We start from the raw sequence: 23402 nt of genomic DNA on the forward strand, positions 1-23402 counted from the left end.
ACCTTCCTCCGGGATATCCGCAGGCCACCATCATGGGCGCATCGTTCCCGGCAGCTGGCGACCAGATAATGCCGTTCACACGTGTTGACCCGAACGTCGGAACTTGACGGAAGCCGCTGACCGGCGCCACTGACCCGCCGGACAATAAGCGCCACAGATTTCGCCGTTCAATCGACCACATCAGCTCCGGAAACTGGTCGTTTGGGGCATGAGCAATCGTCCCGTTTCTCCATCTCCGATGCGCCATTTCGGGAAAACACAATCGCGAGCAGGTTTCGAGAAGGGCAAGCTTGTCACCGGATTGCCTGTGCATTCAGTTACCAGCTGCCCCGCATCAGGTTACCAGTTCGGAAACTATGCTTGCGAAGTGCAGCTAACCATCAGGGTGCAGGCGCCGCCCGAACGACGTGGGCGCTGACGGCCTGCCAGCGTCCGTGTCGCTTGGCGTACACATCGGCATAGTCGTTGGAGGCGTCGAAGCTCTTGCCCGCTGCCACGCCGGTCAGATGGCTTCGGGCGGTTACAACCGCCACATCACCAAAAACCATGATCCGCAACCGATCCCACGAAACCGTCTCGACCGTTCGCGACGTGCCGGTCGCCGCCGCCATCAGATCGGCTTTGCGCAAAACCCGGTCTTCAGGATAGACCGCCACGAAGTCATCGGCGAGGATGCGATCGAGTGCCGCCCTGTCGCTCGTCTTGTAGGCTGTGAGCCAATCACTGTTCAACGTCTCCAAGGTCGCGCGGTCTTCGTTCGATCCGGATGACGATGAAGCCGTCGGTCCAACCTTCTGGGCACAGGCGGGCAGGACCTGGCCGAATGCCAGCGTTGCGAATCCGATCAGCGTAATCATCTTCATTTCCAACACTCCCAACATGTACGGATTTTTGGTTCCCACTCGGCCACCTCCCATCGGATCGTGATGTTCGGACTTTTTCGGAGGGGCCGACTGAGCTGCATGAGCCGCTCCACCAGACTCGCGCGACGCTGCGCCGAGCGGGTCATCGGCAGACAGGTCGACATTCTTCGACGGCGATCATAAGGCTTTCGCTCAGCATGAATAAGCCTGGCGATACGGCTTGTCTAGCAGCGGATCAGCCGGTCGAGCACGTCGAGATTGGGCGGCCATGTGATATGCACCGTCAGCGCCTTGCCCTCGTGCATGACCGTGGCGGTGTCCTTGAACCCCGCAGGTTTTGGAAACGCCGCGAGCCGTGCCCGGGCCGCCTGCAGCCCCGGATAGTCGCGTTGTAGAAAGGCGATCGTACCGAGTGCGTAATCGACGAAGTCGATTACGCCGCCATCGTCCTGCACCCCGCCCATCATCAGCGGGATCGCACGGCGGCTGTCCCCGACCATCGCCCGTACCTGCCCCTCATGCCAGGACAGGATGCTACGTTCGCGATCGGTCAGTTGGCGGTGCCCGCGGCGATAGGCGGCGAGCAGATCCGCAGCCTGGGCGGTGCATCCCTGTCGCTCAAGACCGCGCCATCCACTGGACAAATCCTGATCGAACACCTCGAGCGGCATCGCCAGATATTGTGCGGGATCGACAGGACAGGCGGTAGCTGCGTCGGACTGGGTCAACGCGGCGATCGCAAGGGCATAAAGCGATAGCATGCTCGACATCCTTTCAGGCGAGATCGATCCGCCGAGCGCCGCGGATCGTATCGGTGTTTCGTCAGACGCGCAGAACAACGAGGGACAGTCCGCCAAGAATCCCAATGGAAAGATCTCGACGGCCTTTATCGCCGTTCGATTGCGGCAAAGGGTAGATCGCTGTCTTGACCGGGCTTGGCGATCAGTAGCGTTTGGGAGGCAACAGCGCCTTGTCGATCCGGGCCGCGACGCCGACGCTGCGTCCCGCGAGATTGGGAACGCTGTAGCGCATCGCCGTGCCAAGCACCTGCGCGGTCTGCGACAGCGTCATGCCATAGTCCTGGCGCAGCCACTGAATCATGCCGGTGCTGGCGAACTTCAGCGCCTCGTCGAGCGAGCCGGCCTGGCCCAGTACCATGATCTGCGTCGGCGATTCGACGCGCGGCATCGACACGCTGCGCCCCTTGATAAGCTCGACGGTGACGGTCACCTCCATCGACGTTTCGAGGGCATATTGCGTCGTCTCGCCATCGCCTTGCAGGGCGTGGGCGTCGCCGAAATAGAGCAGCGCCCCTGGCTGTTGGACGGGAAGATACACGGTGTTGCCTTCGGCTACCTCGGGGAAATCCATGTTGCCGCCGAAGCGGCCGGTGTCGCCGGTTGAGATCGCCGGCATCCCGAACCCGGGCGCGACGGCAAGTCCGCCCAGCATCGGCCTCACCGGCACCGAATAGCCTGCAAGCGCGCCCTCGGCCTTCTCGGGACGGGCGCGACCGGCCTCACGATCGAGCAGCCACTTGACGGGTTTGTTGAGCGTGCCCGCCTCCGGCACCAGCGACGTGCCGAGCGCACGCCCGACGATGGCATCGAGGCTGTCGGCCCAGTCGCGGTTGAGCTTGAGACGGCGGATATGGACCGCCAGCGTATCACCGGGCTGTGCGCCGGCGATGAAGAACGGACCAGTCTGCGGATTGCCGAACAGGGCGCGGGTCTTGCCGTCCTTGTCCACCCCGCCGGAATCGATCGTGGTGGTATGGATCGTGTCGCCCGGCCAGACGACCAGCACCGGACGGCGATCGGCGTTCCAGCTATTGGAATAATCCGTCGGCGTGTACTCGACAGTGCGGGGACCGCCGCCCTGGCGTTCGGGGACACGCCATCCCGTCACCGCATGCGTGACGCGAGCGGCAGGATCGTTGGTGTCGGGCATATCGGCGGTGCCGGCCAGTTCGTTCCCGCGTACCCTCACCTTGTAGGTCGATGTGCGGCCCTTGCCGTCGGTTGCGGTCAGGGTGAGCCGGTCGCCCGTCACACGCCCCTCGATGCGGTCGCCATCCAGATCGCCGGTCACGTCCTTGCCGCGACGCTCGACGGTGAGCGTCGAGAAGGCAGGATTACCCCAGAGATCGGTGCGCACGATCCAGCTCTCCGCTGCTGCTGCGGAGGTGGCGACGATCGAGGCAGTGACGGATAGAAGCAGGGTGGCGAAGCGAATCGGGGACATGCGGGCTACTCGTGCGCAGGAATGATTGGGCGACCGTGCCGGTGTTCGACTGTGGATGGAAATCACTGATCGGTGGACGACCGTACGGATCGGTGAACGACCGTCAGTGCCATGCTACATCAGCGGAATGATGGCGTACCGTGTCTTTGCCGTACTACTGGCCCTGTGCTTCGGGTTTCCTGCCTGGGCCATCGCGCCTGCTCGCTGGCAGGCGTGCGAGGATGCACGAACGGTTCTGTGCCGTATCGTCACGCCGGAATATGAAAGACTGACAGCCCCCCTCACGACACTCTCCACCACCTTTCGCGTGCTGCCCGGTGCCGTCAACGACCCGATCGCGGTCGAGATCGATGCGATGGCAAGCGCGCTGGTCCGCTGGAACGGCGTCGTTATCGGCGCGAACGGCTCACCCGGGGTGAACAGGGCAAGCGAGACGCCGGGTCGCTATAGCGCCAGCCTGGCCGTACCCCGCGCCTTGGTCCGTGCCGGGGACAACCGAGTGACAATCGTCCTGTCCGCGCATCATCTGTGGCTCCCGGTTGGGCAACCGATCCACCGCATCGCGATCGGACCGCCACGCGACGCGCAAGGCTATACGCTGCGCCACTATCTGCCGACGCTGGCGACGCTGGTGCTTCCGGCCGTCGCGCTCCTGGTGCTCGGCGCGCTACTGCTCGCGGGCCGGATCGGGCGACAGGCTGCCCCGGCGATGGCCGTGCTGGCTGCGATCGTCGCGCAGGGTTTTGTCGAGATCAGCAAGATCGCGATATCCTACACCTATCCGTGGCACCTCGCCCGCATGGAGGTGCTGACCGGACTGACAGTGGTCGTCGGTCTGCTGCTGGTTGGCATGACGAGCCGCCTGTTGGTGCCGCTCAAGCCCCGTATCGTCGTCGGTATCACCGGCATGGCGATGGGGGTGGCGTGCCTGATCATCGGCGGCCCCGACCGCCAGTCGCTGGCCATCTTCGAGATCGCAATGCTGGCGATCGCCGCGCTTACGATGCAGGCAGCCCTCCGCAAGGACCGACGCGCGATCGCTCTTGCGCTGATTGCGGCGGCGCTGGCGGTCTGGGCCTACGTCGCCGGCCCCGATTTCCTCGATACGGGCTATTACGTTTCTGCCGCCATCGCCGCGATCGTGTTAGTGGTCGGGGCGATATTGCGACCCGCATCTGTCGCGGAAGTGCCGGTCGCGAGTCCTGCCGCCGAGCCGGTTGTGACACTGCGCGACGGTGCCCGCCACCATCTGGTAGCCCCTTCCCAGGTCGTGTTCCTGAAGGCTGACGATGATTATTGCAGTCTGCATATGGCCGATGGTCGTGAAATCGTGGTCACGATGACACTGAAAGCCGTCCTCGCGCTTCTACCACCCGATTTCGTCCGCATCCATCGCAGTCATGCCATCAATGTCCGGCACCTTCATGGCACGAAAGCCGGGCCTAACGGTCGCCTGGCCGAGCTGTCGGGTGCGATCGTCCTGCCGATTGGCCGGGCCTACGCTTCCACGCTGCGGGCGTTCATGAGCCTTGGTCCAGCTTCAGCAGCTTGACGGCGTTGTCGTGAAGCACCAGCTTCTCTTCGGCAGCGGTCAGGCCCAGGGCGCGGACCGCCCTTAAAGCTTCGGCGGGAGTGTCCACGGGCCAGTCCGAACCGAACAACACATGGTCCATGCCGTGCCGGCGCAGCGTCCAGACCAGTTCCGGCGCCACCGGCGATCCCGCATAAGCCGAAGCGATGGCCGAGACGTCCAGCCAGACGTTGCCGCCGCGGCCCAGCTTGCGCAGTGTCGCCAGGCTCTGGAACTCGCGAAATTCCGTGAAGCCCATATGGGCGAAGATGAAATTCGTGCCCGGTTGCCGGAACGACAGCATCATCAGCTTGCCCGGCTGGTTGGTATCCATCGGGTTGTAGCTGTCGAACAGCACGGCCATGCCCAGCTGGCCGGCCTTCTCGGTCACGCGGGCCACTGCCGGGTCGGCGACATCCAGCTGCTGGCTGTTCGGATGCAGCTTGATCTCCCGGACGCCCAGCCGCGCCAGGCGCTCCAGCTCCGCCAGCGCCGCGTCGCCGTCCGCCGGATGGACCGAGGCGATGGGATAGAAATGGGCAGGATCGGCCGCCACCGCCGCGAGCAGGGCGTCGTTGAGGGCGCGTGTGGCGGGCATGTCGCCCTTGTCAGCCATGACGATCAGGGCGCTGCGCTGGACACCGGCGGCAGCGTCCAGGGCGCGCAGAGCCGCCGTGCCCATCGGATGCGTGTCGGTCAAACCGTTGGTCTGGCTGGTCCGCACATGGGCATGGGTGTCGATCACCGGCCCCGTATAGCCGTCCGCCGCCAGGGTGGCCCCGCCTGAAAGGACCGCCGCGATGGCCACAGCAGCCAGGCCAAGAGCTTTGCGCATGCTTCCCCCCCCCAATACCGCGGAGTTGGATCAAGCCAAACGCACTGTCAAGGCAAGTCAAAAACGCGGCAGCCGTGTCGGCGCAATGTAGTTCAATGGGAAAGCGCGCATGGGATCGCCTGGAGGGCAAAGCTGAAACGCGCCCCATGCGCGGGCGTCCTGATCTTGGGAGAATCATGCGGCAGGCGCAGGCTGCCGGGCGCGGCTTTGATCGCCGGATCCGGCGTCCGCAATGCTGACACAAGGTTCCACGTCCATCCGGGCGTTCGGCTGCATTTGGCGCAGCCGTAAGAAGGATCGAAGGGATCTGTGATGAAGCGTATCTGTTTGCTGCTCTGCGCCCTGGCGCTGGCACCCACTGTTGCCCGCGCGCAATCGGACGATGACGTGACCTTTACGGGCGTCAAGATCGGGGCGTCCGTCGACTATCGCTGGCAGGAAGGCGACTTTGCGTTGCCCCGCATCGCCTCGATGCTCGACGAGAAGGAGGGCGGGATCGGCTATCGCGGTCATGTCGGCTACGATGTCCAGCTCGGCAACGTTCTGGTGATCGGCGGCGAAGGCGGGATCGGCCGCGGCGGCGCCACGCTCAAGGCCGCAAGCACCATCGGCGATTATGCGCTGAAGCCAAGATGGGCTTGGGATGTCTCCGGTCGTGTCGGTGTGCTGCCGGCGCCGCGCGTGCTGCTATATGGTCGGACGGGGTATAGCTGGCTGCGGACGCGCGAAACCACGGATTTCCGGGCGACGAACCTTGCCGATGTCCATGCCAGCAACACCAGGAGCGGCTTCCTGTGGGGCGGCGGTGCCGAGGTGGCGCTCATACCGGGAGTTTTCGCGCGCGCGGAGTATAATCGCGTCAACTATGGCGACGGATTGACTTCGTCGAAGGTCCAGATCGGAATGTCGATCGGCTTTTGAGCCGTGAACGGTTGGGCAGGCGATCGGTCGGACCGACCGTCTGCCCGGCCCTGGGAGGGCGCGAGGTTGAGAATATTGCTGGTCGAGGACGAGGCGGAGATGGCGATCGCGGTCCGCACGGTGCTGGAGCGCGAGGGATATGTCGTCGATCATGTCGCCTCGCTCGCCGAACTCCATGAAGCGACAACGCTTGCCATCAGTGATCTGGTGCTGCTCGACCGCACGCTCTCCGACGGTGACGGACTCAACGCCATCGCCGAGTTGCGGCGCACCAATCCGGGCGTGCCGGTGATCGTCCTCACCGCGCGTGGCGACGTCACCGATCGCGTCGCCGGGCTCGACGCCGGTGCCGACGACTATCTCGCAAAGCCCTTCGCAATGGAGGAGATGCTGGCGCGAATGCGTGCGGTCCGCCGACGCCCGACTGCACTGCCGCTCCAGCAGGTGCAACTGGGTGAACTGGTTTACGATATGGCGAACGACGAGGCGCTTGTCGGTGGCGTAAGGCTCGACCTGCCGCGCCGCGAATTGCGCGTGCTCGCGGCGTTGATGCGGCGGCGCGGGCGGACGGTGCAGCGTGGCGCGCTGGAGGACGCGGTCTATGGTTTCGACGATGCGATCCAGTCGAATACGCTGGATTCGCATGTTTCCCGGCTGCGGAAGCGGCTCGCGGAAGCAGGCGCTGGGGTCGAGATCCACGCCATTCGTGGCGTAGGCTACCTGCTGCGACGGCAAGATTGACCAGGAAACGGCCCGGCTCGCTCAAGCGTCGCCTGATCGGGCGGCTGCTGGGATTCCAGATGAGCATCCTGCTTCTGTTCGGCTTTGCCTTCGTCGGCTATCTGGTGGTCACCGACGAGGGGGGCGTGCTGGTCAGCCCCAAGTTCGCCGAAGTAGCGGCACGTGCCGTCGCGCGTGGGGCGGATGGCCGGCTCCATATCGTCGAGACGGGGGAGTTCGCAGCGTTGCGTGCCGCCAACGCCGACCTCTGGTTCGTCGCGCGAAGCGATCGCGGTGACACGATCACTTTCGGCGAGATACCGGCGCTATATCGTCCGCTGGCACGCAACCTCGGCGCCATCACCTTCGCCGACATCCGCGATACGAAGCCGCCGTTCCGGTATCTGGCCATCGTACGGCGCGCCTCCGGGCCTGCCGGACAACTGACCGTGCTCGGCAAAGGCAGCCTGTTCAGCGCGACTTTCGTCGTGCTGTTCCTTTCAAACCTGATGATGATCCCGGTGCTCGGCCTGTTGGCATTAATCACTATCGTCGCAACGCCAGTGATTGTGCGGCGCGCGCTCCATGGCTTGGCGACGATCGCGGACAAGGCGGGCGGAATCGACATCGATCGCCGCGGCGCGCGACTGCCGACAGACCATATCCCGGTAGAACTTGTGCCGCTGGTCGAGGCGATGAACGGCGCCCTCCGGCGCCTCGACGACGGCTATGACCGGCACCAGCGCTTTCTCGTCGATGCAGCGCATGAGCTTCGCACGCCGATCGCCATCCTTCAGGCAAAGATCGATGCAGCCCCCGACACGGAATTGGGACGAGGGCTGCAGCGCGACGTTGCGCGCCTCGCCACTCTCGCCGAGCAGATGCTCGATCTTCAACGCATGGAGCGGCACCCGCCGTTGCGCCAGACAGTCGATCTCGCCGGGGTCGCGCGGGAGGTTGCGGCGGATCTGGCGCCGCTGGTGCTCGTAGCCGGCGTCGAGATCGAGGTCGATGATCTTGGCGGCGAGATCGTCTGCGGCGACATCGCGGCGATTGCGCGTGTGCTCGCGAACCTGATCCAAAATGCGATGGAGCATGGCGGGCGCCGCATCATCGTGCGGATCGCGGGAAGAATGATCGAGGTGGAGGATGACGGTCCGGGCATTCCGGTCGATGAACGCGACCGGATATTCGAGCCCTTCCATCGTCTGCGTCCACGCGCAACGGGGGCCGGTCTCGGTCTCCATCTCGTGCGCCAGGTCATGACACGGCACGGCGGATCGGTAGCTGCGATCGAGGCACCTTCGGGCGGCACGATTATCCGGCTGGAGTTCGCCGCGCGGACGCAAGGCTGACGCAATCTTCGCAGCGCAAACAAGTGCGGCTATCCACTGGAGTTTGCGTATGAAGCCCTATTCGTTTCTTCCGGTCCTGCGTTGCCGCAGCCCCCTGCCCGGTTGCTTCGCCCTCGCCTTGCTGCTCTGCGGCTGCGCCGCTGACATCATGCGTGGCTATGTCGGCCGGCCTCCCGAGGCAGTGATGGCGCGCTATGGCCCGCCGGTCGACGTGCGCGACCTGCCGGACGGCCGCCGTGCCTATCAGTGGATGCAGAGCGAATTTGAAACGAGCGGCGGCGATGCTACCACAAGGGTCGAGCGCGGCGGCAATGGTCACCCGCGGAGTCGCACCGAATATACGCCGACGACCACCAGGGAGCGAAAGTGCTTCTACACCTTCTACGCACGTCGCGCGGCCTATGGGTGGCAGATCGAGGACTTCGAGCGCCCCGAATTCGGCTGTTGAGCTGCGTTTCCTTTAAAACGGGCGGCAGGCTGCCGAACCGGAACTCTCGGGCGAATGGCGTAGGTTCGATCAGCGTCCATGCGGACCCCAGATCGCCGATCTGCTGGCCGCCTGTCGCAGCGAGCATGACGCCATGCCCGCCCGATCTCGATGCGCTCTATGGGCTCATCCGCTACAACAAGGCTTATCCATGCTGAACCTGCCTGCACGCATCGCGCGAGCGCACAGCCGCTTCCTGAGGGCCGGTGGCATCCTCGTCGCGCTTTCCTGCCTGACGCCTGCCATCGCACGGGCCGAGGACTATAAGCCGGTCGTCTGCACGGTGCGCGCGCCCTATGCCGGGCGGCCCCTGCACCCAGCGGTGGCCGTGCCCCCGCCCGCAGCGATCCCGGATAGCGCGCTCGATCCGGCAACGACCGCCCGGCTCGACGGCGCCCTCGCCGCGATCAAGGCGGCCACCCATGCGCCGTCGATCACGGCGGCAGTGGGAATCGAAGGCAAGGGCGTGTGGACCGGCGACGCGGCTGGCCAGCGCCCCCTGTTCTGGGCAAGTGCCGGCAAGGCCTTCACCGCCATCGTCGTCCTGCAACTCGTGCAGGAGCAAAAATTGTCGCTCGACGGCAGGGTGTCCAAATGGATTCCGGGCGTGCCGAATGGCGAGGTCGTGACGGTACGCGATCTGCTGGCGCACACGAGCGGTCTGTTCAGCGCGAACGAGGACAAGAAGGCCCATGCCGCGCCGCGCTATCGCGATCCGAGTGAAAATCTGGCGATCGCACGCAAGCATGGCGCGCTCTTCTGCCCCGGCGCGAACTGGCGCTACTCCAACACCGGCTATGACCTGCTCGGGGAAATCGTCCGGCAGGTCGATGGCCGGTCGATCGATGCAGCCATTACCGCCCGAATCCTCATGCCGCTCGGTCTCACATCGCTGCGGGCACTGCCGCCGGGCGGCGGGGCCGAGGGCGTGGCGCCGCTCGTCTCCGCGCAGGCGACGCCGATCGATCCGAGCTGGGCGGGTGCCGCCGGTCCGGTCGTCGGGTCGGCCAGCGACATGGTGCGCTTCTGGTCCGCGCTGCTCGGTGGCCGGCTGATCGCGCCGGCGCTGGTGCAGGACATGACCGGGACGCTGTATCCGATGTTCGACTCCGGCACTTTCTATGGGCTCGGCGCGATGGTGTTCGATGCACCCGACGGCGACCGGCGCCTGCTGTGGATCGGCCATGCGGGCGGCACGCCGGGCGCCAGCGCCCTCGTCGTCTATGCGCCTGCCGACCACGCCTTCGCCGCCGTCGCGCTGACCGGCGACGGCTCGGCGGTTGCGTCGGTGAATGCCTTGCTGAAGGCAACGCGACAGCCACCGGCACGCGAAGCGGCTGCCGCTGCGACGACCGTTGCCGCGACCCCCGGCCCGCAGGTTTCGACGGCGAATTGGCGGGACGTGATCGACGCCGCACGCGACGACGGGTTCAACGGCGTGGCTTTGACCGCGCGGGGAAAGACGATCGACCATGTCGCTGCGATCGGTGTGGCAGACGCGGCCCATGGCGTCCCGCTGTCCGACCGGTCGCGGTTCGAGATCGGGTCCATGTCCAAATGGATCGCCTCCGTCATCGTGCTCAAGCTGGTCGATCAGGGCAAGCTCGATCTGGACGCGCCGATCGCCCGGTATCTGCCCGACTATCGGGCCGATAATGGCGCGCGGCTGACGCTGCGGCGATTGATGAGCCATTCGAGCGGGCTTCCCAATGACATTCTCAAGGCGCGACAGGCCGATCCGGCGAGCCGGGGCGTGGAGCTGGACATGCAGGAGGCGGTTCGGCGCTATGCCAGTGGCGACTTGGCCTTCGCGCCGGGGACGCAATGGGACTATTCGCAGTCGAACTGGATCCTCGTGCAGGCCGTGGTCGAACGCGTGGGGGGCACCAGTTACAAGGCGCTGGTCGATCGCCTGTTGGTGCGACCACTGGGTTTGGCGGACAGCGGCATCTATGCGGGCGACTCGGCAAAACAGGCCGGGATGGCAGTGGGGTATTCCACTCTGTCGCCCACGCCGCAGCCAAAGCCCAATCCGATCCCCGGTTTCATGGCGATGACCGGAGGATTCTACACCACGGCGCCCGACCTGCTCGTCGTCATGGACGCGGTGCTGAGCGGCCAATTGCTCACCCCGGAGAGCCGCAAGGCGCTGACGACCATCCAGATGCCAGAACAGCATTACGCGCTCGGCGGGCGCATTCGTTCGGCCAGGGTCGGCGGCACGCTGCGTGATCTGGCGTGGGAGGATGGCAGCAATGGTGGCTTTCGCATGGTGGCCCGGCGCGTGCTGGCGGACGGGCATACCGTCATCGTCCTGAACAATGCGAGCTGGGACTATCAGAAGCTTGGCGACCTTGCCGACGCCGTTCTCGAAACGACGTATCGGGCGGGACGCACATCGTCGACGCAAGGGATCGAATGACGATGGATCGACGGATGCTGCTCCAAGGCGGTCTTGCCGCAGGACTCACGGCCCTGCTGTCCACGCCCGCATCGGCTGCGGCCCATCGGGACGACGCGAAAATCGATGCCTTCGTGAAGGCGAACGGCTTCGCCGGCACGATCGTCCGCGCCCGAAACGGCAGGTTGGTCTATGCCCGCAATTTCGGGCTGGCGAATATCGCGGCGAAGACGCCGGCGACTACGGACACCGTGTACGGGATCGCCTCGACCTCGAAGTTCCTGACCACCGTGACGGTGCTCAAGCTGGTAGAGGCCGGCAAGCTGGCGCTCGACGCGCCGATCGCCACCTTGCTGCCGGGCTACCGCGCCGACACGGGCGCGATAGTCACGCTTGCCCATCTGCTGTCTAACACCAGCGGCATCCCCAACGCTTTCACCGACGCAGTGAAGGCTGAGCCGGATCTTGTAACGCACGACTTTGGCACCGCCGAATCGGTTCGCCGCTTCGCCTCGGGCGACCTGATCTTCGCGCCGGGCAGCAAGTTCGACTATGCCCTGACCAACTGGTTCATCGTCGTCGCGATCGTCGAGGCGGTGACCGGCATGCCCTTCCAGAACGCGATGCGCGCGATCACGCTCGATCCGCTGCGCCTCGTGCATACGACCGCTACGATCGGCATCGAGAACGAACCCGGTTCGGCCCGTTCCTATCGCACAGTCGACCCGCCGGTCGAATGGCCGAGCCTGCGCACCCCGGTGATGGTCGCCTCGGGCGGCTATTACAGCACGGCGCCCGACCTGCTGCGGCTGGCACATGGGGTGTTCGACCGGGAGTTCCTGGCGCCGGCATCGCTGGAGACGCTGCGCACGGTGCGCGTGCCCGAACAGGATTATGCGCTCGGCGGCCGGGTGCGGACGATGACCATCGCGGGCAAGCCGGTCCCGGCGGCATGGGAAACGGGGCGGCTGAACGGCTATCGCTCGCTCCTCGCCCATCGCTACGACACGCGGGAAAGCATTGTGCTGCTCAACAACACCGGCGTTTCGCAAAAGGCCATCGACCTGTTCGCCGACGACCTGTTCGGCGCCGCGCCGCGCGGGTGAGCACCATGGCGGGGCAGCAGCATTGCCTCACCCCGCCTGTGTGACTACAAATGTAGTCACACAGGGAGTCCGTGCACATGGTTACTCGCATGAAAGGCGTGCTGTTCGCGTTGATGGCATTGCTGATGCTGCCTACCCCGGCGACCGCGCAGCCCTCCTCGGCGGCCACGTTGCAGGCGCTAGTCGACAGCTATGCCGCGAACCGGGGATTCAATGGCACCGTCCTGATCGCGCGGAACGGCAAGGTGCTGGTGCGGTCGTCCTACGGCATCGCCCATGTCGCAACCGGCCGCCCGAACGATCCGGCGCTGCGCTATCGGATCGGGTCGCTCACCAAGCCCTTCACGGCCACGCTCGTAATGCAGCTGGTCGATCAGAAGCGCTTGAGGCTCGACGGCACGCTGGGCGAATATCTCCCCGATCTCTATCGCGGCACACCGGCAGCACCGGTGACGGTCGCCCAGTTGCTGAGCCACACCTCGGGCCTCGCCGATGTGCCGGGACGCTATGACGATCCCTGGTGGCGGACCTCGGCGCGCAAGGCGTGGACGCCGACAGACTTTGCCCGCCAATGGATCAAACCGGCGCTTGTCGAACAGCCCGGCACGAAATGGCGGTACAATAACAACGGCTTCTTCCTGCTCGGCCTGATTGTGGAGCGAGTCACCGGGCAGCCTTATGCCGAAGCACTGCGCCAGCGCATCTTCGCGCCTGCGGGGATGCGGTCGAGCGGCGTCTTCGCCCGCGACACCGACCCCAAGGCTTTCGCCGAAGGCTACAGCGTCCCACCCGGTGGTCGACCGACACCCCCGGACGCGATCAATCCCAGCGTCTCCTTCTCCGCCGCCGGCATCTATGCGACGGCGGACGACCTGCTGCGCTTCGATCAGGCGCTGTACGGAACCGCGCTGCTTTCTGCCCAGCCGAGACAGACGATGCTCAGCGCCCACAGCAAATTCTATGGATATGGCTGGGGCGTGGACGACTATGCGTTGCCCGGGGGAGCCACGCTGCCGGTCGTATCGCACACCGGCAGCGTGCCCGGTTATCAAAGCTATTATCTCCGGGCGGAACGCAACCGGGACTGCGTCATCATCCTCGACAATTTCTGGCAGGGGGCGCTCGTCAGCCAGATGGGGCGCGACCTGATGGAGGTGCTGAACGGCAAGCCCATGGCCCCGGCGCGCCGCAGCCTCGACGATGCGCTGGTGCCTGCCGCCTACACGCAGGGTCCAGCCGCGATGGCGGCGGCCTATGCCGCGCTGGCATCGCGGCAGGACGAATATGACCTCAGCGCGGGGGCGTTCAACGCGCTCGGCTATCGCCTCCTGCGCGACGGTCGCGCTGCCGCCGCCATCCAGGTGTTCCTCTGGGCAACCGAGCGCTATCCGCAATCGGCGAACGGCTATGACAGCCTGGGCGAGGCCTATCGCGCCGCGAACGATAGTCTCTCCGCGATCCGCAGCTATCAGAAGGCGCTGGCCCTCGATCCCACCATGCCAAGCGCGCGCGCCGCGCTGGCGGAGCTGCAGGGGCCGAAGCCGTGAGCCTGCGCGCCGCGATTGCGGGTTCCACAGGTCGGACGTTGCCGTGGGCCACGCTGACCAGCATCGCTGCCGCCCTGTTCGCAACGGCGGTACGGGCGGAGGATCGCCCTGTCGCCGCCGCCGCGATCAACACCCTGTTCGACCGCTGGGAAAGTCCCACCGGTCCGGGGTGCGCGGTATCGGTTACGCAGGGCCAGCGGGTGGTGTTCACCGGCGCCTACGGCAGTGCCATCGTCGAGGGGCCGGTCGCCAACACCGCTACCACCAGCTTCCACATCGCGTCGGTATCAAAGCAGTTCACCGCGTTTGCCATCCATCTGCTTCGGGCCGAGGGCAGGCTGTCGCTGGGGGACGAAGTCCGCAACTATGTGCCCGAGCTTCACGATTTCGGGACGCCGATCACGATCGACGATCTGCTGCACCATCGCAGCGGCCTGCGCGATCAATGGAGTCTGCTCGCGCTTTCAGGGCGCCGTCTGGAAGACACGATCACGCAGGAAGACGTGACCCGCATTCTCTACGGCCAGCGCGACCTGAACTTTCCCCCAGGCAGCCGCTTCGCCTATTCCAACAGCAATTACACGCTGCTCGCGCTCGTCGTGGAACGCGTGTCGGGACAGCCTTTCGGGCAGTTCATGCAGCAGCGGGTGTTCCAGCCACTCGGCATGGTGGACAGCTGGGTGCAGGATGATTTCCGCATCATCCGTACCGGCCATGCGCAACCCTATGCACCGACCGGTGGCGGGTATCAGCGTCGATCGCTTCCCTATTCCACCTATGGCGCGACGGGCGTGCAGACGAGCGTCGCGGACATGGCGCGCTGGGCGATGAACTTCGACGTCCCCAAGGTCGGAACCCGTGCGATCTTCGACGCCATGATTGCGACGCAGCCCGATGCGTCGGGCAAGACCCAGCCCTATGCCTCCGGCTTCGAAATTGGCCGATATCGCGGCGCGATGACCGTCGAGCATAGCGGCACCGATCCCGGCTATGTCGCCGATTTCCTGATGCTGCCCGAACGGCATCTGGCGATCAGCCTGTTGTGCAACAGCGAAGGGCTTAACCCCGTCGAACTGGCACGCAAAATCGCCGATCTGTATCTGGGCGATGCTCCGGAGGCCGCGGCGGGCGTCAAGCATCAGGCCGTCCTGCTGGACGAGAAGCAACTGGCGCCCTTTGTGGGTACCTACAAGGAAGAACCGGGCGTCCTGTTCGCTGTCTCTCTGCGCAACGGCAAGCTCGTCCTGCAGGACCGGGACGAACTGACCGCATCCGGTCCACGCGACTTCTCCCTCCAAAACGCACCTGTCACCTTCAGCTTCCCCGATGCCGATACGCTCGTCATCCACGAACCGGACCATGATCGTATCGCGAGGCGGATCGCGCCAACCGACGTCCCCGACGTAACTGCGGCAAAGATGCTCGATTATGTGGGTGACTATTACAGCCCCGAGCTCAAGCTTCTCTATACCGTCGCGATCCGGGGCGGCACGCTGTGGCTGAGCGGCGCGTTTGGCGAGGCGATGATCCGCCAGCAGCCGAGCTTCCTGCGCGAGCCGGACGCCTTCGTCACGCAATCCATCGCCGGGGCTCTGCAATTCCGCCGAGACGGACGGGGCAGGATCATCGGCTTTGCGCTGTCGAACGGACGTGTCCTGAACCTGAAGTTCTTCAAGATCGACAGGTCGCTACCGTCCTGACCGGGGCTGCCAGCGGGAAACCGCGCTCATAACGGCTGGCCTTCTCTTCCGCGGGATGTGGCATCGCACCTGGCGCGATCTTCGCCATCAGCGGCTAGCAACGTCGTGAGCATGACCTAGCAGCAGCGCTGCCCATAGCTATCTGGCGTTCGGAAGGTCGCCGGCAATCACCGCGAGTGCGCGCGCCGCGCGCGCCCGGGCGCTCTCGCCCTGCATCGGCACGATCGGGAAATCGGGCGCGATGCCCGCAACCTCGTTCGTACCGTCGGCCCGGAGCCGCATGCAGTTGGGGACCCGAAAGCGCAGGTGCGAATGGGTCAGGACCAGCGGATCGCCATCCGCCATGAATCCGCACCCGTCCCCTCCGGTCCGCGCGCCAAGCACCTTGGCGATGCCATTGTCCTTCATCGTCGCAACAAACATCTCCGCGGCGGAGAAGCTGCGCTTGTCGGCGAGGACATAGGCCGGGCCTGTCCATGCGCCGAAATGCCGCGCGATAGCGACGGACCAGGAGAGCCGGCTCGCCAGTTTGCCATCGCCATAGGCGCTCCTGGGCGCGCTGCGCAGGAAGCCGCCTGCGGAACCGGCCGCGAGGAGATTGTTGCACCCCTCCAGTTTCCACGGGCGCTGTTCGGTCCACACCCAGGCCAGCTCGCAGCGCTGCGTCCCGATCCGTGCTTTTGCACTTTCAAAGAAATTGCGCGCCTGCTCCAGCGCCCTGGCGCCGTCGGCCTTGGGTTTGGCTGCCAGACCTCGGTTCATCGAGCGGATCTGCTCGTCGAAATAACTCGCCGAGACGGGCGCATCGACCATCCACAGCGGCGCGGAGGCAACAGTGCGACCGGTGAACATGCGCGGCATCCAGTCGCCGCTGTCATCGCCGCCGCTATTGTTGCCGACATCCACGAGCACCGCGACGGCCTTCTGCGCGCGGAGCTTCGCCAGCGTCTCGGCAAGGGCGGCGAACCAGAGGTCGCTCGCCTCATCCTCGATCGCGCGAGGGGTAAGCGGCGTGTCGGCGGCTTCGAGCGCAGACCAGGCGCGCGTGCACAGGTCTGGAAACGCGGTCGACTGGAACGACTGGATACGAACGATCCCGATCCTGCGACCGTCCGGCCCCGGGACTAGACCGCTACGGAAGGGAGCGCTCAGACCGTCGCCGAGCATCACAAAGCCCGGCAGGCTTTCGAACGGCAACGAAAACGCGACCGGACTGGTGGCAGCATAGCCGAGCGCAGCGCAGCCGGTCAGCGCGTCCCCGCGAACCAGGGCCGCGTCTTCGGGCTCTGGCGCCGGCGCGCCCGCGGGAACGGCAAGCCGGGACAAGGGCGACAGATGCCCGTCGTGAAAGCCTGCCACGAAATCGAGCAGGGCTTTCTCCGCTTCGCTGTCCGTAGTGGCCTGGGCGAGGGCATCCTGCGTGCGGCGCTCCAGGCGCGGTACATCGATCCCGCTTTGCTGCGATCCCATCCAGGCGAGATTGACGTACGCGCGCTCGAGCCCGGCCTTGAGCTGCTGAAAGTCCTCCAGCCAATCGCCTCGACGAAACTGCGATCCCGCCTCCTGCGCGGACGCCCCGTGCAGCGAGAGCCCAAGCATATAGGTGGCAGCCAGCAATATCATGCTTCGGCGCATTGTGGGGGCTGTCATCGGCGCGTTCTCCTCCGGATACGTCGCCTGCTACGCCGCCTGCGCGCCTTCGTCTTGGACGCGGCGGACGATTGTACGCTAAAGGCCTTTGCGGAAAACTGCGGGCGTGCAGCCAACCACGGCCTTAAAGCTGCGCGTCAGATGCGCCTGATCGTAGAATCCGCAGGCCTGGGCGATCTCGGCGAGCGGCATCGGGGTCGTCGCGAGCAGTTCGGACGCCGCCGACACCCGCAGCTTGCGCTGGTGCTCGCCAATGCTGTGTCCGTGCGCGCGCCGAAAGCCGCGCGACAGGCGAACCGGGTCACAGCCCACCGCCGCCGCGATCTCGCCCAGGCTCCGCGCCTCGCAGGCATGCGCCGCCATATAGTCGCAGGCGTCCCGCAGCCAGCGCGCGGGCGTGTCCTGCCGCTGCGCGGTCGACCTGGCGAAGATAGCCACCAATTCATAGCCGAGGCCCTCGATCGCGATTTCGGAGAATGGGTCATCGATCGACATTTCCGCCACCATTCGACGACCGATCGTTGCGACCGCCTCGGCATGAAATGCGGGCGCATCGTCGAGTTGGGCATGGGCAGATAGCAATTCCAGGCCGGAGCGTGTGGGAGTCAGCAGCAGCTTCGCGGCACCAGCGCGACCGATGGATTGCGAATGCGGCGCATGGGCCGGGCAGAAAGACAAGTTTCCCGCCAGATAGGCATCCTGCCGTCCACGGATGTTTTCCTCATAGCCTCCGGAAATCAGAATGCAGAGGCTAGGTGCGTCATGGACATGTTCGGACATTGCGGATCGCGCCGGGTAGCGACGGATTCGCAGTGATTCGAAATATGCACCCATGTCGAGACACTCGCGCGGACAGCATCAAAGGACAATCGCGAACGATATGCGCGAAACGATTTTGGCCTTGGTTGCTTGCTATTCGGCGACCTGTATCACCGCGCTGTTGCGCATGATGGACACGACCACACGCGCAGGCGGCGGGCTTGTGGCGCCAGCCGTCGCCGCATGACCAATCCATGCGTACCGCGACTTTCGGCGCGATGGTCACAGCGGGGCGGGCTGCGATCGGACGCTGATGACGTGATAACCCTTCTCGGCGTCTATTTGAGCAACAGCCCTCCGAACGATTCGGAAGAACGAGCTTGCCTTTAAGCTCCGCTGTGACCGTTGCCCCCTTCCCCGCTCAACGCGATAAATTTAGTCCGAAGGACTCATGGTACTTCTGATGGTACCGGACTGTCATCCGAAACACATTGTCATTATTTATCAATCGCGTACGCCAATTCCGTAGAAGCCGTAGGGGTCACCATCGTCAAGCGAAAAATGGCGGAATTGTGCCATTTCGGACGATGTGGTCAGATCGCATTCCATATCTTGTCCCACAGAACTTTGAAGCTCTTGCGGCATCTTTCGGCACGTCATGAGCGGCCGATTCCCGCCCGACCGGCAGTTATCGGTGTCAGATCGTGAACGCAGACATTGGCTTAGCTCGGCGTATAGATCGCCAAGGCCAAGAACAGAATGCGCGTCGATAAACGGCCATCGACCATCGCGAACCGGCCATAGGGATCGGTTCTGCTGGCATCGGTCGGAGCGCCGGGCAACTCCGCGCTGCCGCATCGGGCGCGTACGGGAACCAAGCCAGCGCCTCCATGCAACTCGCGCAGCCAGGCCGACCGTGGCATGCGATCTCCGGGAGTGCGGACTATCCGCGCATGCTCCGAACGCATCAGCTATGCGCGTGATCCGGAGTTTGAACCAAAGTCGTTGAACCTAGCGCTTTTTGCTTCTCAAGTTCCCAGACGCACCTATGCTCGAAGAGGGCAGCTACGCTGATCCCGATTCGGCGATCGATCTTAATCCGGGGGGATGTCTTGGAAGCCGACCGCGCACTCAACTTGCTTGATGACATGCTGTGGAACTGCGTGATCGTGGCCGGTCCCGTGTTATTAGCCACGCTCATCGTCGGCGTTGCGATCAGCATCCTGCAGGTCGCCACGCAAATGCAGGAAATGACGCTGAGCTATGTCCCCAAGCTGCTCGTCGCGGCGATGCTCCTGATCCTGCTCGGCCCCTGGATGATCGCGCGGATCACGGATTTCGCGCGCGGCCTTTATCTGGTGATCCCGGCACTCGCGGGCTGATCGATGGAGGATCTGACGGATCAAGCGGTGGCGGTCCTGCTGCTGAGCCTGCGGATTGTGCCCATCCTCGGCTTTGCCCAGCCCTTCACGTTGCTGCGTGTGCCCGCGACGGTAAGGCTGATCCTGGCGATTTCCCTTTCCGCCTGGCTGGTCGCGGGCAATCCGGACGCGACTTGGCGCGCGCCGTTCTGGCAGGCCGGCCTGCCGGCTGTCGTGCTGGGCGAGCTCTTCCTGGGCATATCGCTCGCCCTGGCGCTGCAACTGGCCTTCGCCGCGCTGCTGACAGCAGGGCGCACGATCGATATCCAGGCAGGCTTCGGGCTGGCGGTGCTCGTCGATCCCACGACGCGGGCGCAGATGCCGCTGGCCGGCACGCTGTTCGCCTATGCCGGCGCGGCGGTGTTCTTCGCCCTTGGCGGGCCGGAAGATCTGCTCGCGGTGTGGGCCGCTTCGATCGCGAAGGTGCCGCTGGGAGCCGCGCGCCTGGATGGCGACCCGGCGCCGATGATCGACTATATGGGCGGGGTGTTCCTGATGGCGATCGGGCTGGCCGGGATCGTGCTGCTCGTCCTGTTCCTGCTCGACCTGATCGTCGCGTTTCTCTCCCGCACCCTGCCGCAGATGAACGTGCTGCTCCTGGGCTTCCAGGTAAAGGCGCTGGCGACGATGGCGGCACTGCCGCTGGCCTTCTCCTTCTCAGGAGCCGTGTTTGCGCAACTCATGCGGAGCGCGATCGAAACCATGCCGCGGCTGATCTGACATGGCGGAGCGGGAGCAGAACCGCAGCGAGGCGCCAACGCCCTTCAAGCTCAAGAAGGCGCGGGAAAAGGGAATGGTCGCGCGCAGTGCAGAGCTTGGCTTCCTGGGCGGGTTGATCGCGCTGGCCGGGTTCGGCGCAGTGGCCGGGCCGGCGACGATCGCCGCGATCGCAGAGCTGATGCGCAAGAGCTTTTCCGCCGGGATCGACCGCGCGGCCGATCCCGAACTGGCCCAGGCGATGATCGGCACGATCGCCTGGGCGGCCATCCGACCGCTCGCTCTGCTCGGCGGCACGATCGTCGCGGTGGTGATCTTTCTGGAGATCCTCCAGCTGCGCGGGCTGATGTTCACCGCCCAGCCGCTCAAGCCGGATTTCAACCGGCTGAACCCCGCAACCGGGCTGAAGCGGCTGTTCTCGATGCGGATGCTCAAGGAAACGCTGAAGACCGTACTCAAGTCCGCAACGTACGCGATTGCCGCCTGGTTCGTCGTCCGGGATGCAATCGCCCGCTTCGCGTTTGCCGCCGGCGATGGCGAGCGGCTGGCCGAGGCGCTCGCCGGCGCGGGGCTGCGGCTGCTGTTCGTGTTCATCGCGATCGCCATCGGGTTCGTGATCCTCGACCAGCTGCTGGTGCGCGGCGAATTCCTGAAGCAGATGCGGATGAGCCGCCGCGAAGTGACGCGCGAAAGCAAGGACCGCGAGGGCGACCCGCGGATCAAGCAGAAGCGCAAGCAGCTCCATGCCGAATTCGTCAAGCAGAGCGAAGGTGTGGGCGCGCTGCCCGGCTCGGACCTGGTCGTGGTCAATCCCGAGCATTTCGCCGTGGCGCTCCGCTACGATCCCGAGCGGATGATCGCGCCCGAAGTATCGACCAAGGGCCGCAACCGCTTCGCGCTGGCGATCAAGGACGAGGCGTTTCGCCTGGGCATCCCCATCGTCGAGCGGCCGCCCCTGGCGCGCGCGCTGTTCCGTGCCTGCCCCGCGGGCGGTGCCATTCCTGCCTCCACCTACGAGGCCGTGGCCGAGCTATACATCGCGCTCCGCCGCGCCCCCGACCATCCGGAAGCCGCATGATGTTGGACAAGCTGTTCCGCAACCAGAAGGACCTGGTGCTCGTCGGCGCGACGATCGCGATCCTCGTGATCCTGTTCGTGCCGATCCCGCCCGCGTTCCTCGACCTGGCGATCATCGTGAATTTCGGGGTCGGGCTGACGATCCTGTTGCTGACCTTCTATGTCGGCAAGCCGGTGGAGTTCTCCACCTTTCCGTCGCTTTTGCTCGTGGCCACGCTCTATCGGCTATCGCTCAACGTCGCGGCGACGCGCCTGATCCTGACCGGCGGCAATGCCGGGGACGTGATCGGATCGATCGGCGCCTTTGCCGTGCAGGGCAATTTCGTGATCGGCCTGGTCGTCTTCTCGATCCTCGTCGTGGTCCAGTATGTCGTGGTCACCAGCGGCGCGCAGCGCGTCTCCGAAGTCGCGGCGCGCTTTACGCTGGATTCGATGCCCGGCCAACAGATGAGCATCGACGCGGACCTCAACATGGGGCTGATCGACCAGAAGGAGGCGGTGCGCCGGCGCGAGGAGCTGGAGAAGGAAGCCAGCTTCTATGGCGCGATGGACGGCGCATCGAAGTTCGTGAAGGGCGACGCGATCGCCGGCATTATCATCCTGCTGATCAACATCATCGCCGGATGGATCGTCGGCGTCAGCCAGATGGGCATGGAATGGGCCGAGGCGCTGCAGCATTTCACGCTGCTGACGATCGGCGACGGCATCGCCACCCAGCTGCCCGCGCTGATCATATCAATCGCGACGGGCATCATCGTGACTCGATCGGCTGCCGACAGGCAGCTTTCCACCGAGATATTCCGCCAGCTCGCGTCGGAGCCGCGCATCCCGCTGATCGTCTCGGCGGTGTTGCTCGCGCTGATGCTGATGCCGGGCATGCCCAAATGGCCGATCCTGCTGATCGGTGTGGCGGCGGGCATCGTCGGCTGGCGGCTGCGTCGCCGCACCTCGACGCAGGACGGCACCGGCGAGGAAGCGGCGGACGCGGCGGTTGCATCGGGCGCGGCTCCGGTGCCGGCGGTGGAGATCCGGTTCGGCAGCGAGCTTGGCGCGGCTTGGGAGAAGGACGGCGCGCTGATCCTCGAGCGCCTCGCCGGGCTGCGCCGCGCGCAGGAACTGGAGCTGGGAATCGGCTTCCCGGCGGTGAAACTCGTCGACGGCCAGGGGCTGGCCAGCTTCGAATATGAAATCCGCCTGTTCGGCGCACGCTATGGTGCCGCCGAAGTGCAGCCCGAGCGGGTGCTGGCGATCGCCAACCAGAATGCCAAGGGGCGATTGGCCGGCGAGGAGACGATCGACCCCGCATTCGGGATGCCTGCATTCTGGATCGCCGAGGACATGGCGCAGGAGGCGCGTGAGGCGGGCTATACGATCATCGATCCGATCACGATGATGGTCACGCATTTCGGCGAGATCGCGCGAAGCGAGACCGCGACCTTGCTGACTCGCGCCACCGTCGCGGCGCTGCTGGGCGAGGTCCGTGAGCGCCAGCCTGGGCTGGTGGAGGACCTGATCCCCAATACCCTAACGCTTTCGGACGTGCAGCGGGTGTTGCAGAATCTGCTCGGCGAAGGGGTGTCGATTGCGAATCTCGACCTGATCGTCGAGCATCTCGTCGATCTGGCGCGCACCCAGAAGGATCCGATCGAGCTGACCGAGCAGATTCGCCAGCGGATGAGCTACGCCATCTGCCACCAGCTGCGCGGCAGCCACCGCGAGCTGGCGGTGCTCAGCCTCGACCCGCGCGTGGAGAACCAGATCGCCGCCAGCATCGGCGCCAATGCGGGCAACAGCGCGCTCGCGGTCGAGCCTCGGCTGGCAGAGCAGATCCTGCGCCGCCTCGCGCCCATGAGCGAGGAGATGTTCCGCCAGGGCCGCGCGCCGGTTCTGCTGTGCGGCGGCGAAGTCCGTCGGCACCTGAAGAACCTTACGCGCCGCAGCATCCCGAAGCTGTCGATCCTGTCGGTGAGCGAGATACCGATGCGCGTCAGCCTGAAGTCGTTCGACGTGGTGCGGCTGGAGGCCTGAG

19 protein-coding genes are annotated in these 23402 nt (G+C 65.2%); 13 read left to right on the forward strand and 6 right to left on the reverse strand.

Annotated elements, in window-relative coordinates; genetic code table 11:
* Positions 1-380: 380 nt before the first annotated feature.
* The 3 genes from ACG3SL_RS12735 to ACG3SL_RS12745 all read right to left on the reverse strand — a co-directional run bounded on the left by ACG3SL_RS12735 (position 381) and on the right by ACG3SL_RS12745 (position 3107).
* The gene (locus tag ACG3SL_RS12735; RefSeq protein ID WP_448661523.1) at positions 381-857 is read right to left on the reverse strand and encodes a nuclear transport factor 2 family protein; all 477 of its coding nucleotides are present in this window, start codon (positions 855-857) and stop codon (positions 381-383) included.
* A 230-nt stretch (positions 858-1087) separates the two neighbouring features.
* Positions 1088-1624 carry a hypothetical protein gene (locus ACG3SL_RS12740; protein ID WP_448661524.1) on the reverse strand — a complete coding sequence of 179 codons (537 nt, stop codon included), beginning with the start codon at positions 1622-1624 and terminating at the stop codon, positions 1088-1090.
* 181 nt (positions 1625-1805) lie between these two features.
* Positions 1806-3107 carry an acetamidase/formamidase family protein gene (locus ACG3SL_RS12745; RefSeq protein ID WP_448661525.1) on the reverse strand — a complete coding sequence of 434 codons (1302 nt, stop codon included), beginning with the start codon at positions 3105-3107 and terminating at the stop codon, positions 1806-1808.
* A 127-nt stretch (positions 3108-3234) separates the two neighbouring features.
* Here ACG3SL_RS12745 and ACG3SL_RS12750 point away from each other — a divergent pair, with 127 nt between their 5' ends.
* A complete protein-coding gene (locus tag ACG3SL_RS12750; RefSeq protein WP_448661526.1) occupies positions 3235-4659 on the forward strand; it encodes a LytR/AlgR family response regulator transcription factor in 1425 nt (474 codons plus the stop codon).
* Here ACG3SL_RS12750 and ACG3SL_RS12755 read toward each other — a convergent pair.
* The gene (locus ACG3SL_RS12755) at positions 4628-5512 is read right to left on the reverse strand and encodes an amidohydrolase family protein (protein ID WP_448661527.1); all 885 of its coding nucleotides are present in this window, start codon (positions 5510-5512) and stop codon (positions 4628-4630) included. The two genes, ACG3SL_RS12750 and ACG3SL_RS12755, sit on opposite strands and share 32 nt — an antisense overlap.
* A 312-nt stretch (positions 5513-5824) precedes the next feature.
* Here ACG3SL_RS12755 and ACG3SL_RS12760 point away from each other — a divergent pair, with 312 nt between their 5' ends.
* The 8 genes from ACG3SL_RS12760 to ACG3SL_RS12795 all read left to right on the forward strand — a co-directional run bounded on the left by ACG3SL_RS12760 (position 5825) and on the right by ACG3SL_RS12795 (position 15749).
* Complete coding sequence (locus ACG3SL_RS12760) at positions 5825-6433, forward strand: outer membrane protein (protein WP_448661528.1); 609 nt, start codon at positions 5825-5827, stop codon at positions 6431-6433.
* Positions 6434-6508: 75 nt separating this feature from the next.
* Positions 6509-7174, forward strand: coding sequence for a response regulator transcription factor (locus tag ACG3SL_RS12765; RefSeq protein WP_448661529.1), 666 nt, complete (start codon positions 6509-6511; stop codon positions 7172-7174).
* Positions 7175-7233: 59 nt separating this feature from the next.
* Positions 7234-8508, forward strand: coding sequence for a sensor histidine kinase (locus tag ACG3SL_RS12770; RefSeq protein WP_448661530.1), 1275 nt, complete (start codon positions 7234-7236; stop codon positions 8506-8508).
* A 49-nt stretch (positions 8509-8557) separates the two neighbouring features.
* A complete protein-coding gene (locus ACG3SL_RS12775) occupies positions 8558-8956 on the forward strand; it encodes a hypothetical protein (protein ID WP_448661531.1) in 399 nt (132 codons plus the stop codon).
* A gap of 190 nt (positions 8957-9146) precedes the next feature.
* A complete protein-coding gene (locus ACG3SL_RS12780) occupies positions 9147-11417 on the forward strand; it encodes a serine hydrolase domain-containing protein (RefSeq protein ID WP_448661532.1) in 2271 nt (756 codons plus the stop codon).
* Entirely contained in the window at positions 11414-12502 is a 1089-nt protein-coding gene (locus ACG3SL_RS12785) for a serine hydrolase domain-containing protein (protein WP_448661533.1), read from the forward strand. The genes ACG3SL_RS12780 and ACG3SL_RS12785 overlap by 4 nt, the downstream gene beginning before the upstream one ends.
* 77 nt (positions 12503-12579) lie before the next feature.
* Complete coding sequence (locus ACG3SL_RS12790; RefSeq protein ID WP_448661534.1) at positions 12580-14049, forward strand: serine hydrolase; 1470 nt, start codon at positions 12580-12582, stop codon at positions 14047-14049.
* Positions 14046-15749: a serine hydrolase domain-containing protein gene (locus ACG3SL_RS12795; protein ID WP_448661535.1), complete on the forward strand. Its 1704-nt coding sequence runs from the start codon at positions 14046-14048 to the stop codon at positions 15747-15749. The genes ACG3SL_RS12790 and ACG3SL_RS12795 overlap by 4 nt, the downstream gene beginning before the upstream one ends.
* 138 nt (positions 15750-15887) lie before the next feature.
* On the opposite strand, the gene ACG3SL_RS12800 is transcribed toward ACG3SL_RS12795, so the two are convergent.
* On the reverse strand, positions 15888-17372 hold the full coding sequence (locus ACG3SL_RS12800; RefSeq protein ID WP_448661536.1) for a S41 family peptidase: 1485 nt from the start codon (positions 17370-17372) through the stop codon (positions 15888-15890).
* Between the two features lie 105 nt (positions 17373-17477).
* Positions 17478-18179 (reverse strand): helix-turn-helix transcriptional regulator, encoded by a 702-nt coding sequence (locus ACG3SL_RS12805; RefSeq protein ID WP_448661537.1) that lies wholly within the window; start codon positions 18177-18179, stop codon positions 17478-17480.
* A gap of 1091 nt (positions 18180-19270) precedes the next feature.
* Here ACG3SL_RS12805 and fliQ point away from each other — a divergent pair.
* Genes fliQ through ACG3SL_RS12825 form a run of 4 tightly spaced genes read left to right on the forward strand, consistent with a single transcriptional unit; the run spans position 19271 to position 23401 of the window.
* Positions 19271-19540: a flagellar biosynthesis protein FliQ gene (gene fliQ, locus ACG3SL_RS12810; protein WP_448661538.1), complete on the forward strand. Its 270-nt coding sequence runs from the start codon at positions 19271-19273 to the stop codon at positions 19538-19540.
* A gap of 27 nt (positions 19541-19567) precedes the next feature.
* Positions 19568-20299: a flagellar biosynthetic protein FliR gene (locus ACG3SL_RS12815; protein WP_448661540.1), complete on the forward strand. Its 732-nt coding sequence runs from the start codon at positions 19568-19570 to the stop codon at positions 20297-20299.
* A 1-nt stretch (position 20300) separates the two neighbouring features.
* Positions 20301-21374, forward strand: a complete 1074-nt coding sequence (locus tag ACG3SL_RS12820) for an EscU/YscU/HrcU family type III secretion system export apparatus switch protein (RefSeq protein WP_448661541.1) — start codon at positions 20301-20303, stop codon at positions 21372-21374.
* Positions 21371-23401, forward strand: a complete 2031-nt coding sequence (locus ACG3SL_RS12825) for a flagellar biosynthesis protein FlhA (RefSeq protein ID WP_448661542.1) — start codon at positions 21371-21373, stop codon at positions 23399-23401. The genes ACG3SL_RS12820 and ACG3SL_RS12825 overlap by 4 nt, the downstream gene beginning before the upstream one ends.
* The last annotated feature ends 1 nt before the right edge of the window (position 23402 follow it).

Source organism: Sphingomonas degradans, from assembly GCF_053502645.1.

Excerpts from the sequence above, each read along its gene's own strand:
- ACG3SL_RS12820 (WP_448661541.1), top strand. The coding sequence starts at position 20,301 with ATGGCGGAGCGGGAGCAGAACCGCAGCGAGGCGCCAACGCCCTTCAAG.
- ACG3SL_RS12735 (WP_448661523.1), bottom strand. The coding sequence starts at position 857 with ATGATTACGCTGATCGGATTCGCAACGCTGGCATTCGGCCAGGTCCTG.
- ACG3SL_RS12745 (WP_448661525.1), bottom strand. The coding sequence starts at position 3,107 with ATGTCCCCGATTCGCTTCGCCACCCTGCTTCTATCCGTCACTGCCTCG.
- ACG3SL_RS12740 (WP_448661524.1), bottom strand. The coding sequence starts at position 1,624 with ATGCTATCGCTTTATGCCCTTGCGATCGCCGCGTTGACCCAGTCCGAC.
- ACG3SL_RS12825 (WP_448661542.1), top strand. The coding sequence starts at position 21,371 with ATGATGTTGGACAAGCTGTTCCGCAACCAGAAGGACCTGGTGCTCGTC.
- ACG3SL_RS12755 (WP_448661527.1), bottom strand. The coding sequence starts at position 5,512 with ATGCGCAAAGCTCTTGGCCTGGCTGCTGTGGCCATCGCGGCGGTCCTT.
- ACG3SL_RS12770 (WP_448661530.1), top strand. The coding sequence starts at position 7,234 with ATGAGCATCCTGCTTCTGTTCGGCTTTGCCTTCGTCGGCTATCTGGTG.
- ACG3SL_RS12760 (WP_448661528.1), top strand. The coding sequence starts at position 5,825 with ATGAAGCGTATCTGTTTGCTGCTCTGCGCCCTGGCGCTGGCACCCACT.
- ACG3SL_RS12785 (WP_448661533.1), top strand. The coding sequence starts at position 11,414 with ATGACGATGGATCGACGGATGCTGCTCCAAGGCGGTCTTGCCGCAGGA.
- ACG3SL_RS12750 (WP_448661526.1), top strand. The coding sequence starts at position 3,235 with ATGATGGCGTACCGTGTCTTTGCCGTACTACTGGCCCTGTGCTTCGGG.
- ACG3SL_RS12780 (WP_448661532.1), top strand. The coding sequence starts at position 9,147 with ATGCTGAACCTGCCTGCACGCATCGCGCGAGCGCACAGCCGCTTCCTG.
- ACG3SL_RS12805 (WP_448661537.1), bottom strand. The coding sequence starts at position 18,179 with ATGTCCGAACATGTCCATGACGCACCTAGCCTCTGCATTCTGATTTCC.
- ACG3SL_RS12775 (WP_448661531.1), top strand. The coding sequence starts at position 8,558 with ATGAAGCCCTATTCGTTTCTTCCGGTCCTGCGTTGCCGCAGCCCCCTG.
- ACG3SL_RS12800 (WP_448661536.1), bottom strand. The coding sequence starts at position 17,372 with ATGATATTGCTGGCTGCCACCTATATGCTTGGGCTCTCGCTGCACGGG.
- ACG3SL_RS12790 (WP_448661534.1), top strand. The coding sequence starts at position 12,580 with ATGGTTACTCGCATGAAAGGCGTGCTGTTCGCGTTGATGGCATTGCTG.